Here is a 12,631-nt window from a genome sequence, read left to right as displayed (position 1 = left end):
GTAAGTCAGGTATATCTCCGTATTACCTACACCTTCACTTGATTAGTCAATTGATAGTGTAAAAAAAATTACTCTTGCGGTAATTCTTTTTTTTCACTATGCTTATGAACTTTCGTCATCAGCTCATATAATATTTTCTGCTCTTCTTCATTTAAGACATCATCAAAAAACGAAGATTGAAATGCAAGTTGCTCTGGCAATGCTCTCTCTAAAGCTGCTTCTCCTTGCTCTGTAAGACTAATTGTTTTCGTTTTCCAATCTTGTTTTCGTACAATATATCCTTCTTTCTCAAGACGAGTTAACATTCGAGAAATGCCACCTTGTGTAACAGTTACCTTTTCAGCTAACTCCATTTGTGTTAGTGGTTGATACGTACGTATTTGCAAAAGCACATCAAATTGAGCTGTCGTTAAATCAAAACGTTTTAAAAACTCATTTGACATTTGATTACTTTGGTTCGTAAATCGTATTAAACGTAACCATATTAATGATCCTATCGTATTATCACGCATGTTTTGTCACTTCCTAGCGTTCATCTTACTATCACTTTATTACGCAAGTGATAAAAAAGCAAGAAAAAATGTAATAAATATATCGATAGAGTATTGCATAAATAATGATAAGTAAGAATTCATATAAACATGAATTCTTACTTATCATTATTCTTAACTTTTCCTTTCATTCATTACTATATTTAAAGCTGCCATAGCTTTTGGCCAACCAACGTAAAAAGCCATATGTGTTATTAATGCAACCAATTCATTCTCCATAACCCCATTTTGTTTAGCTAGCTTCAGATGAAATTGTAATTGTTCTGTATTACCGAGACTGATTAGTGCTGACACAGTACACAAACTTCTTTCTCTTAATGTTAAAGTGGCATCCCGCCACACTTCCTCAAATAATATCTTTTCACTATAATGAGCAAATGCAGGTGCCATTTCTCTCATTTTCTTTTTAATATGTACTTCAATAAGTTCATTTTTCATTTTTTTCTCCCTTTATTTTCACCATTTGTGCTATTCCTTGACCAAATGAACAGTTTTCAGCAGCTGTCTCATTTAGTGTAATAAAAATATCCGAGGTTTTAACGCCGGAATATTCCGTAATTTTTAAGGATACCGATTGATACAAATCTTTTTTCTGTTGCACCGTTCTTCCCGGTCCACATGTAATAGAAACCTAAATCATATTCTCTGTTCTCTTTTCTCCTCTTTCCAACAAATAATATGGATTATATAAAAATTTGTTTTGTTGGTAGGGTAAGAACATTTGAAAATAATCATTTTCAGGGATGTTAAAATGTTCAATTAATGAAAGATGGATACATTCACCCATTTTTTCCAACTCTTCTTCATTTAATATGTTTTCAGGATAATAAATCTTCACAAAAGGCATAGATTTTCATTCCTTTTCTTATTTTTTTATATGCAACAAAATTTCATCGTGAAATGTGTAAAATCTCATATACTGTAACACCTTTATTCACTGCAATTTCAGGCTTCTCTTCATAAAAATTAAACCTACTATACCCCCATTTATCCGGATTATAAACGATTACATTCCCTAAACACTTTTCGTTGTTTTGTACATTTTCATTCATCGTTTTTAATTGAGTCCCAATCAGTGTTTTACTTTGAGAAATACTTCCTGCATATTCAACAACATATCTACTTTTCTTAAATCCATCACTTAGATTAACCACTAATGGAACACCTATATTTATTTGTTGCCATCCAAAAGATTGTAAAATGTTATCGTAATACCCTTCAAAGATAAATTTATTCATCCCTTCATGACCATTCCAAATATATAAAGGTGCATAGCAGTTATAAAAATTCCCGTCTTTCTCCGTTTCCGTAATTAAATAAGCTTTAAAATTTAGTGCTTGGAAACCATCAGTTTTATAACCATTATCCTTTACCCTTTTCTTAATAATTTCCATGTCATAATCCTTTGGCAAAATGACCTTATATTGCATTCCAATCATGTTTATCACTCGCTTTCAATCTTATATACATTATGATAAATCGATAAATAGCTAACGTAAAATAGGTATAAATTATGTTTGGTATCATTTATAATGATAGTACATAAGGGGCTGAGATATATGGAAATAAATGATCTTATTATATTCAAAACTGTGGCCAGTGAGGGTTCTATTAGTAAAGCTGCTAAAGAGTTAGGATATGTTCAACCGAACGTAACTGAGCGAATCAAAAAATTAGAACAAGAATTAGAAACGCCTTTACTACATAGAGATAACAAAGGTGTTTCCTTGTTACCTGCTGGTGACATTTTATTAGATTACACGAATCAAATATTAACTCTATTAGAAGAAGCGAAAGATAAAATTAAAACAAGTGGGTCTTCTTATATAATCGCGACGTCACAATCGATTTTGACTAATTATTTAAGTAAGCGTATTAAAGAAAATTTCATGAATTATCAAATATATGTAGAAAATAGTAGTCATTTGCCAAAATTACTGCAGCACCAAAAAGTTGATATGGTCATCACTTATGAGGATGATTCTGGTGCAGGTTTTAAAAAAGTATTTACTACTTCAATTTCTATAGGCTTACTAAAAGATCAAGAAAAATGTATCATTGACTATTCAAAGGAACTCTTCTTCGTTAGTAATGACAAAAAGTGTCCTTTTAGAAATAAGACGATACAATTTCTAAAAGAAAATAATTTATCTCAGCGTCAACTTCAACAATTAGATTCTTATTCGCTTATGGAAGAGTTTATTCAGGACGGAAAAGGGATAGCCTTTTTGCCGATTAAAAATGATAAATTGGTACCAATTGAAGATGTTCCAGTTGAGAAATTAGCTGTTCATTTTTTTACAAATCAAAACTCTTTCAAACAAATCCCTGATGAACTATTTGGTTAATAAAAAATCCCTCCTTTATGAATCTAAAAGAGGGATTTTCATATTCTATACAATTGATTTTTCACACATTTTGCTCCACTTCTGCACTTTTCTCCTTCTTATTCCGTTTCATATTCTTCAGTCCCTTAACCGTCCCAACCAATCCTTTCGGAAAAACGAGTAGCACGATAATATACAATAAACCTAGAATAATCGTCCATCTTTCAAAAATCGGATATTCCGTCGCTAGTTCTGATAAATAATATTTTAGTGATTCAATAATTCCAGCTCCTGCAATTGCTCCAATTAACGTTCCAACCCCACCAACCATCGTCATCAATAATGCATTTAATGTCATTTCAATTGAAAATACAGTCGTATTAACAAAACGTAATGTAATAACAAATAAACCACCGCTAATCGCAGCTACTACTCCTGCAACAATGCTAGCAATAATTTTATAATGAAGCACTTTATATCCTAGTGCTTCAACACGTTGCTCATTTTGTGAAATTGCTTTTAATACTTTTCCAATAGAAGATTTGGTGAAAAGACGTAAGAGAACAAAAATGATAAGTAAACATATAAGTGTTACATAATAAAACGTAAAACGATCACGGAATACGTCTGGTACACCAAATGTAAAACCATCTCCTCCGTGAGTGAGCCCACGCCATTTTTCAGCAAGGACGAAAAACAACTGTGAAATAGCAAGTGTTAACATTGCATAAAAATGACTTTTCAATCGTAAAGAAAGCAAACCAATTATATAACTAACGATTGCTGAAACGATAATTGCAGCTACTATTCCAATTAAAAAGTTCGTTATTGATACGCCTTGTCGATCAAATAAAAGCGCTACCCCATATGCTCCTATCCCAAAGAACATACAATGACCGAACGATACAATTCCTGTATACCCAAGCAATACATCAAAACTCATTGCAAAAATAGCAAAGATGAAGATTTGAGTGAACAAAATTAACAGGCTCCGTGAATCATTTACGAACGGAAATACACTTAAACAAATGAGCATACATACTCCGAAGTATACTTTAATTCGGTCCGATGTGTTGTTCACCATTTCACCCCTTTTCACCAACAAGTCCAGTTGGCTTCACTATTAAGAAAAATAGTAACATTAACATATTAATTGCAAGTGATAAATCTGGTATAAAATACGCTGTAAAAGCACCAGCTAATCCAACAATTAAAGAAGCAATAGCTGAACCTTGGACGCTTCCTAATCCACCGATAATTACTACTATAAAAGCTAAAATTGCATACTGCATGCCCATCTCGGCGAAAATAACGCCCGAATACGGTGCTAATAAGAATCCTCCCAAAGCTGCCATCCCTGCTCCTAATAAAAAGACGAAAGAAAATATCGCTTTTACATTAATACCAAGCGCTTGAACCATTTCTTTATCCATTACACCTGCACGGATCATAAGACCTATCTTCGTCTTTTTGAGTAATAGTAGTAGTGCGATGTAAATAATTATCCCAATCAAAATAACAAATAGACGATATTTAATTAATATAATACCTCCGAATGTAAAACTTCCTTGTAACCATAACGGTAATTTTGCACTAATAGGGTTTGGCCCCCAAAATATTTTAATACACTCACTAAGAACGAGCATTCCTCCAAGCGTAACGAGCAGCTGTCGAACATGATTTCCATATACCGGTCTAATAAGAAACCTTTCTAAAATAAATCCTAGGAACATTCCCATGGCTACTGCTCCAACTAAAGCTAATATATAACTTCCTGTCATATTAAATAACCAAACACCTGTAAATGCTCCCCATGCAAATAAACCACCGTGTGCAAAGTTTAAAACGCTCATTAGACCGAAAATAAGTGAAAGACCTGATGCTAACAAAAAAATGAGCATCCCTGTTGAAATCCCATTTACAAATAAATTGATTAACACATCCATCCTTTTCACCTCGGATTCATGTTAAGAGATTCCTAAATATTTATGACACATTTCCTTATCCTTTTTTAATTCATTCATAAAACCGTTATGAACAATTCGTCCGTTATCCATAATGTAAAAATAATCACCAATTTGACTAGCCATCATAAAATTTTGCTCAACAAGTAAAACTGTTGTTTTCTCTTTCATCTTCAAAATAGCTACCATTAATTTCTCCACCATTATCGGGGATAGCCCTTTGCTCGGCTCATCAATAAGTAATAATCCATCACTATTAATAAACGCTCTTGAAATAGCCAACATTTGCTTTTGCCCTCCGCTCAAGAGCCCACTTTTCTTATTCCAAAACTGCTTTAAATCCGGAAATAGTTCCAGCATCCACTCTATTTTCCCTTCTACTTCCTCACCTTTTCCCCTAGCAAGAGCGAATGTTTCTTCTACTGTCAAATCATGAAAAATACCTTGATTTTCTGGTACATACCCTATTCCTTTCCTTGAAATTAAATGTGTTGGTAATCCACTTACTTTTGCACTATCATAATAAATTTCACCATCTGCAATGCGGTGAAACCCCATAACTGAACGTAATGTCGTTGTTTTCCCTGCCCCGTTTCTACCAAACAGTACAGTAATTGTCCCTTTCTCAACAGCAAGAGATACTCCTTGCAAAATATGAAACTGATCTAAATACGTTTCTATATTATTCACTTGTAATAGTGCCACTATATAATCCCCCTAAATAAGCACTTTGTACACGCTCATCTTTCATAATTTCTTCTGGCAATCCTTCAGCCAATAACTCTCCATGAAATAAAACGATAAGATGATCTGACAAACCTAGTATCATATCCATTTTGTGTTCGATAAGTACAATTGTGCTCTCTGGATGTTTCTTAATATTTTCAATCACTTGTAATATAGCAGGGACCTCCTCAACCGAAATACCTGCCGTCGGCTCATCAAGTAATAACACATCCGTTTTTAAAGCCAATAACATCGCAAGTTCTAGCTTTCTTTTCTCTCCATGTGCCAAATCTTTCGCTAATACGTTCTCTTTCTCGTGAAGTAATACTGTTTTTAAGAAACGTCTCGCCTCTCCAACTTGTTGCTTTAATTTTGCCGAACTCGGAAAAAAACTATAGTAATCTTGTACGAATGATTGAACACTTAAACGGACATTTTCAAGTACCGTTAATTCTGGGAATATGTTTGTAAGCTGAAAAGAGCGACCGATTCCTAAGCGTGTTCGATCTGAAATCGATAGTTTTGTAATATCTTGCCCTTTAAAATACACTTCACCTGTTGTAGGTGAAATCTGTCCACTTAGTAAATTAAATAATGTTGTCTTCCCCGCACCATTTGGCCCGATAATAGAAATGAGCTTTCCTTTTTGGACAGTTAAATTTACATCTTTAATAACTTGATGTTCACCAAAAGATACACTAAGATTTTTCGTCTCTAGCAAATGTGTCACGAAATCCCTCCCTTTAAAGCCGTGAGTATGAAGGAAATATGTATAAAGAGGGTCCACCCTCTTTATACAAAAACAACAGAAAATTCAGTCTATTTATTTTGAACTGGTGGTTCTGTTTCTTTCATCGTTAATTCTCGCTCTAACACTGGCACCGGATAATCAACACCATCTTGCTTTTTCAATGTGATAGAATACAGCGTCTGCATCGCTTGGTGGTCCTTCTCTCTAAACTTCATCTTTCCTTTCGGTGTATCAAATTCCATTCCTTCCATTTTCTTAATCAATGTATCTACATCTGTATCACCTTTTGTTTTCTTTAAGGCTTCTACAATAGAAATTGCTGCTGACATTCCTCCCGCTGTAAACAAATCTGGCACTACACCATTAAAACGTTTTTTATGCTCTTCAACTAGCCAATCATTCACTTTATTTTTTGGAAGTGTGTGATAATATACAGAAAAACCTTGCATACCTACTAATGCATCCATTGTTTTTAATGCTGGTATATCTGGCGCACCTGTAGAAATTTTAATACCTTGCGCTTCCACATTCATATCTTTCAACTGTTTCCAAGGTGAATTTGCCCCTGCCCAAACGATAAATAAATAATCTGGTTTTGAACTAATGATATTTTGAATATTCGCTGTAAAATCTGTTGAATTTGTATCCGCGTATTGCTCATTCACAATGCTCGCACCTAATTTTTTCGCACCCGCTTTAAATGCAGCAATCCCTTCACGACCAAAAGCGTTATCTGGGGCAAATGTTGCAATCTTTACACCTTTTTTCGCAATTGCCGCTGCTCCTGCAATCGCATCTTGTGAGGAACTTCTTCCAGTTCTAAAAATATATTTATTCCAGTTCTTCCCGGTAATACTATCCGCAACTGCCGGTTCTACAACCATAATCTTTTCATATTCCCCGGCCAGTGGTAAAACCGCTAACGTATCACTTGAACTAGACGATCCAACTAAAAAATCAACTTTCTCTTCTTCTAATAACTTCGTAGCTTTTTTAACTGCTACATCAGCTTTCGTTTCTGTATCTTCTACAACAAACTTAATCTTTTTCCCATCTACTTTCCCAGTTCCACCAGTTGCATAGTCTAACCCTAATTCAAATCCGTTCACTGTTTGTTTTCCATACGATTCTAGCGGTCCTGTTAAAGAAGCAAGAACTCCTACCTTAATCGTTTTTTCATCCTCTGTACTTGTTTTCTTTCCTGAACAAGCTGCCGTTATTAATAACGAACCTAAAACACAACCAGTAAACATTGTCTTTAGCCACTTACGCTTTTTCATCGACATTGTGATCCTCCCCATACTTTACTTTCTGATAGAATCAAACACGCCAAAATCCCCTGTCCGTAATCATGACTAACTAATTCGATAGATAATGGAAAACTCTTGTAGTACCCTCTACATTCGGCACAAATATATAATCACCTTCCTATGTAATGGAAACGGACATACAATCAATATATATTCTGCAATCCAATTGAAAATACTGTTTCATTTCAGTAATGATCATACAAAAAGACTAACTTATTTTTTAAGTTAGTCTTTTCACCTTAATTAGAGTTAAGTTCTACTTTCTCTAACCCTTCAGCCAATTGTTTCTTATCTAGTCCTTCTCCTATTACTACTAAGTTTGTCGGGAAACCGAAGTCTTGTTCTAATAAAGTTGGTACTCCGAACGAATATTGGAATAGGTGAGGGTATTTATCTCCACGGAATTTCACAAAACCTTTCACTCGATAAATACTATCTGGTAAATTCGAAAGCCATTCATATAATTTGTCTTGATCAATCGGTTTCGTAAATTGATATGTCATCGTTTGTATATGTAAATGCTGTTTGACATGTAGTGTCTCATGTTCCTCATCATTTGGAAATTCTGCTTCTTCTATATCTTTTAAAGATATATTACAATACTTTGTCTCATACATTTTCGCATGATCATTTATTGCCTTTACTTCTTCAAATACTGTGTTCTTATCTTCATCTGTTAGTAAATCTGCTTTATTAACAAGAATGTGACTACCAAATTTAAGTTGCTCATGCAATAGCTGTTGTACATTTGCACTTAATATACTTCGGTTTAACCACCTTACTGCATCTAAAACGACTACAATTGATTTCACTTCCAGAAAAGGAGCTAAAATTGGCGAGACACACGCGTCTAACACTTCAATTGGATGCGCAACACCTGTCGTTTCTATATAAATTACATCTGGTCTTTCTTGTTGGTATAACGAATGTAATTGTATTTCAAGCTCTTCTTTTAATGTACAACAAATACATCCTTTAAGAAGTTCTCTTAAAACATTCTCTTTTCCAATAATATCTGTATCTACCGAGTATTCACCAATTTCATTCATTAATACTGCAACTTTTCTATTCTTCTTTTTCTCTGCTAACAATAAATTTTGTAATAATGTTGATTTTCCACTACCTAAAAAACCACCTAATATATGAATCTCCACTTTATTCATTCAACCGACCATCCATTTCTTTACTTCAAATGTATTCAAAGCGTAATAATTACGATTTATATTTATCATTTTATTAAAAGAATGACCATTTGTAAATATAAGAGATTCACTGTTCATTTACTTCATATGCAACTCTAACTCCAGACTCAATTGCCCCTTGCATCCATCCATGTGTTAATGTCGTATGCTCTCCTGCAAAGTGTACTTTTCCAGATGGTGGTGTAATATACGGAAATAACTCGAGCTCTTGGCCTGGTTCGAAAGCTGTAAATGCACCGCAAGAATACGGATTTTTACTCCAGCTAAAAGATGTTCCAGTGACAAACTCACTATAGACGATGTCACCGTATATTTCCGCTAAATTTTTTAATGCGTAACGAATACGATCTCTTTGCGGGAGACTATCCCATGTTAACGCCTCATCTGCCCACGTATAACTTGCTATAACGATAGCTGGTCCTGGAGTATGAATGCCATAACTCGGATAGTATGTAAAACGTATCGGTAAATCAGTAATAGATTTACCTCCACACTGTCCCGCTTTCTCCCAAAATCTACTTTTAAACTCTATTGCAATTTTAGTTGCAGCAATATAATTTAATTCACGAATTGCTCTTTTTTTAAAATAAGAGAATAAATAGTATGGCTGAACTTCTACAAACCTTAACGCTGAAAATGGAATTGTAATAATAGCAAAATCACTTGTTATTGTAAATTGCTCTAACGTTTGTTCATGATTTCCTTGTAACATTACTTTATTATCTTCTTGTATAATTTTATCAACCTTATACTGCATTAAAATATGTTCCCTTAATTGTGGTAAGAATGCATTCGATAACTTATCCATTCCACCAGTTATTTCATAATATTTCGTTGTTGAAGTAAAGAAAATCATTTCACGTAATACTTCAATTAAGGACATTCCCATATAAGCTTCCATATCAAGAAGTACCCCAATCATATCTATTGCACCATCTGAATAATACTCCATTAAAAATGAACCAAGCGAATACGTTTTATACTTTTTTTCAACGATAAGCCAGTTTTTATCAGGATCCTTCTTAATATAATTTAGTATTGGTTCTAATACCTCAATCATTAGCTCTTCTGCCGTTTTTCCTCTTTCTTTATCCAAAACCGGATATTCAAGTACACTTGGATCATTTTCAAACACATTCAATCTCGTTTGAATGTTATTCGTATAAATGATATCTGCAAAAGTTTTATTTATAAAAAGGTTTAAAGGTAGTTTAAATTTATGAATATACGCTAAGGTTAACTTATGGGTGTCAGGGATTCTCATCGGTCCCGCATTAAAATATAAACCCACACTAAATGGTTCCCGAATCGTATACACTCTGCCACCTATTCTGTTATTTGCTTCTATAATCGTTACTTCGTGCCCAGCCTCTTTTAATAAAGAACCTGCAACTAATCCAGAAATCCCTGCACCTGCAATCGTAATCCGTTTTGGGTTATTCTTTTTAACAAGCCCTGCATGAATAATATGAAGCATTTCTTCCATTGTTAATGGGTTCCCCATACCATTTCCCCTTTTACAAAGGATTTTACTGAATTATATTCGGTTCACTGAATTCCTATGTTTTGTTCGCAGATTTGCACGGATACATTTTCAAATACTTGAATATCTTTTATAAAATGTAATAAACTAGATATGACTCTATAGAAGTAAGACGTATTATCTTACATAACAAAACCAATGAAATTGCGAGGAATTTTGAAATGAAAAAAGGTATTAACCGTGTTGTATTAGTAGGAACAGGAGCAGTTGGATGTAGTTATGCTTACTGCATGATTAACCAAGCCGTAGCTGAAGAATTTGTTTTAGTCGATGTAAATGAAGCAAAAGCTGAAGGGGAAGCAATGGATTTAAGTCATGCTGTTCCATTCGCCCCAGCTCCAACTAGAGTATGGAAAGGCAGCTACGAAGATTGTAAAGATGCTGACCTTGTAGTTATTACAGCTGGATTACCACAAAAGCCAGGCGAAACACGTTTAGATTTAGTTGAGAAAAACGCCAAAATCTTTAAACAAATCGTTCGCAGTATTATGGATAGCGGATTTGATGGCATCTTCTTAATCGCAACAAACCCTGTAGATATTTTAACTTATGTAACTTGGAAAGAATCTGGTTTACCGAAAGAACGTGTAATCGGTTCTGGTACAACGCTTGATTCTGCTCGTTTCCGCTATATGTTAGGTGAGTACTTCGATATTGGTCCACACAACATTCACGCTTATATTATCGGAGAACACGGCGATACTGAACTTCCAGTTTGGAGCCATGTTTCCGTTGGTATCCAAAAACTACAAACACTGCTTGAAAAAGACAACACGTATAATCAAGAAGATTTAGACAAAATTTTCATAAACGTCCGTGATGCAGCTTACCATATTATTGAGCGTAAAGGCGCAACTTATTATGGTATCGGTATGTCACTTCTACGTGTTACAAAAGCAATTTTAAACGACGAAAATAGTGTATTAACTGTATCAGCTTACTTAGAAGGTCAATACGGTCAAAAAGATGTTTATATCGGGGTACCTGCTGTTTTAAATCGCGGCGGTGTTCGTGAAATTTTAGAGGTTGAATTAAGTGAAGATGAAGAATTAAAATTCGACCACTCTGTTCAAGTATTGAAAGAAACAATGGCTCCGGTTCTTTAATTAAGATAAAAAGCAATCCAATTTATTTTGGATTGCTTTTTATTTTCATTATCTCCTATGACTTTTTAGTGATTTTCTATCATTTCTTATTTTTTAGTCGCATCCTCATTATTTATATCAAGTACATCTAATAAAAAGATAAAGATTGGTATCCCGATAATAAGCCCCCATATTCCGAGGAAATGCTCTGAGAAGATAAGAATCATAAATGTGTAGAATATTGGTAAATTTGTTTTTGCAGACATAAACTTCGGATTTAAAAAATAACTTTCAAGAGCATGGATTACTGTTATGAATACGAGTATGTATACTACGTACATAACTCCGCCTACGTTGTAAGCAATGATACAAAGTGGAAACAAAGAAATAATCACACCTGCAACAGGAATCAACCCTAGTAAGAAAATCATAACAGCTAATACAAGTAGCTGTGGAAATCCTAAAACGATTAATGCAATGACAGTAAGAATACAATTTACAACGGCAATTAAAAACTGAGCCTCAATTACTTTGCCGAACGATCTTGCAAATCTTTCACCAAAATATGCAATTTCCTCATAAAAGATTTTTAACTTACTATCTTTAAACTTAGATGTAAATGTAATAATACGCTCTTTTTCTAATAAGAAAAATAAGCTTAAAATTAGAGATAATAATATTTGTAAACTTACCTTCCCTATATTTGCTATCGATTGATAGATGACATCTACACCTTGTTCTATATATTTTGATACTTCCATCCCATTAATTGTCGAAAGTGCATATTTAACGATTTCATTATCAGGTGGATTTTGAAAAAATAGTTTAAACTGATAAATTAATTGTGAAATTTGTATCGTCAGCACAGGTAAATATTTATATAACGTTGTGCCTATAAAGGAAACCAATATTATATATAAACATGCAATAACAATTTTCCGGTTTACTTTCAATTTTCTTGAAATAAAACGTTGAAATCGATCCATTAAAAACGTCAGTATAAACGTAATTAATATTAAATTAATCATACTTTTTAATGCGTATAATACAAGCGCTACTATTATTAAAACGAGAAACCGTTGAAACCCTCTACTTCGAAAAAAACTCTTTACTTCATTCATTAAGAATTAACCTCCCCCTTCAATGGATGGAAATTGAATATATTACATTTT

The 12,631-nt window shown here is 33.8% G+C and carries 13 protein-coding genes and 1 pseudogene; 2 read left to right on the top strand and 12 right to left on the bottom strand.

From position 1 onward, the window contains the following. Positions 1-68: 68 nt before the first annotated feature. The 4 genes and pseudogenes from QO049_RS12045 to QO049_RS12030 form a co-directional block, all read right to left on the bottom strand. Positions 69-512, bottom strand: coding sequence for a MarR family winged helix-turn-helix transcriptional regulator (locus QO049_RS12045; protein WP_001205523.1), 444 nt, complete (start codon positions 510-512; stop codon positions 69-71). Between the two features lie 153 nt (positions 513-665). Then, on the bottom strand, positions 666-989 hold the full coding sequence (locus QO049_RS12040; protein ID WP_000787197.1) for a carboxymuconolactone decarboxylase family protein: 324 nt from the start codon (positions 987-989) through the stop codon (positions 666-668). Beyond that, a pseudogene (locus QO049_RS12035) lies at positions 979-1,398 on the bottom strand (tautomerase family protein). Before QO049_RS12035 ends, QO049_RS12040 begins: the two are co-directional and overlap by 11 nt. Positions 1,399-1,441: 43 nt before the next feature. After that, a complete protein-coding gene (locus tag QO049_RS12030) occupies positions 1,442-1,990 on the bottom strand; it encodes a DUF4865 family protein (RefSeq protein ID WP_000579895.1) in 549 nt (182 codons plus the stop codon). 120 nt (positions 1,991-2,110) lie between these two features. On the opposite strand from QO049_RS12030, the gene QO049_RS12025 reads away from it, so the two are divergent. Beyond that, positions 2,111-2,899 carry a LysR family transcriptional regulator gene (locus tag QO049_RS12025; RefSeq protein WP_246962551.1) on the top strand — a complete coding sequence of 263 codons (789 nt, stop codon included), beginning with the start codon at positions 2,111-2,113 and terminating at the stop codon, positions 2,897-2,899. A 61-nt stretch (positions 2,900-2,960) separates the two neighbouring features. Here the strand turns inward: QO049_RS12025 and QO049_RS12020 are convergent, their stop codons facing one another. The 7 genes from QO049_RS12020 to QO049_RS11990 all read right to left on the bottom strand — a co-directional run bounded on the left by QO049_RS12020 (position 2,961) and on the right by QO049_RS11990 (position 10,335). Then, the gene (locus QO049_RS12020) at positions 2,961-3,914 is read right to left on the bottom strand and encodes a branched-chain amino acid ABC transporter permease (protein ID WP_141543074.1); all 954 of its coding nucleotides are present in this window, start codon (positions 3,912-3,914) and stop codon (positions 2,961-2,963) included. Between the two features lie 49 nt (positions 3,915-3,963). Continuing rightward, the gene (locus tag QO049_RS12015; protein WP_000382787.1) at positions 3,964-4,824 is read right to left on the bottom strand and encodes a branched-chain amino acid ABC transporter permease; all 861 of its coding nucleotides are present in this window, start codon (positions 4,822-4,824) and stop codon (positions 3,964-3,966) included. 21 nt (positions 4,825-4,845) lie between these two features. After that, complete coding sequence (locus QO049_RS12010; protein ID WP_001196696.1) at positions 4,846-5,547, bottom strand: ABC transporter ATP-binding protein; 702 nt, start codon at positions 5,545-5,547, stop codon at positions 4,846-4,848. Beyond that, a complete protein-coding gene (locus tag QO049_RS12005) occupies positions 5,525-6,298 on the bottom strand; it encodes an ABC transporter ATP-binding protein (RefSeq protein WP_000149338.1) in 774 nt (257 codons plus the stop codon). The genes QO049_RS12010 and QO049_RS12005 overlap by 23 nt, the downstream gene beginning before the upstream one ends. 89 nt (positions 6,299-6,387) lie before the next feature. Then, on the bottom strand, positions 6,388-7,605 hold the full coding sequence (locus tag QO049_RS12000; protein ID WP_000062005.1) for a substrate-binding domain-containing protein: 1,218 nt from the start codon (positions 7,603-7,605) through the stop codon (positions 6,388-6,390). Positions 7,606-7,868: 263 nt separating this feature from the next. Then, a complete protein-coding gene (locus QO049_RS11995; protein ID WP_001044941.1) occupies positions 7,869-8,792 on the bottom strand; it encodes a CobW family GTP-binding protein in 924 nt (307 codons plus the stop codon). A gap of 106 nt (positions 8,793-8,898) precedes the next feature. Further along, complete coding sequence (locus QO049_RS11990; RefSeq protein WP_000528025.1) at positions 8,899-10,335, bottom strand: flavin monoamine oxidase family protein; 1,437 nt, start codon at positions 10,333-10,335, stop codon at positions 8,899-8,901. Positions 10,336-10,535: 200 nt separating this feature from the next. Here QO049_RS11990 and QO049_RS11985 point away from each other — a divergent pair, with 200 nt between their 5' ends. Further along, positions 10,536-11,480, top strand: a complete 945-nt coding sequence (locus QO049_RS11985; RefSeq protein ID WP_000715321.1) for an L-lactate dehydrogenase — start codon at positions 10,536-10,538, stop codon at positions 11,478-11,480. 86 nt (positions 11,481-11,566) lie between these two features. Here QO049_RS11985 and QO049_RS11980 read toward each other — a convergent pair whose 3' ends face one another. Beyond that, positions 11,567-12,580, bottom strand: coding sequence for an AI-2E family transporter (locus QO049_RS11980; protein WP_001006597.1), 1,014 nt, complete (start codon positions 12,578-12,580; stop codon positions 11,567-11,569). Between the last annotated feature and the right edge of the window lie 51 nt (positions 12,581-12,631).

This window comes from Bacillus sp. RB3, assembly GCF_030164735.1.
Taxonomy (GTDB): Bacteria; Bacillota; Bacilli; order Bacillales; family Bacillaceae_G; genus Bacillus_A; species Bacillus_A cereus.
Note: the sequence above shows the minus strand (reverse complement) of the source record. Positions and strands in the feature narration are given on the sequence as shown.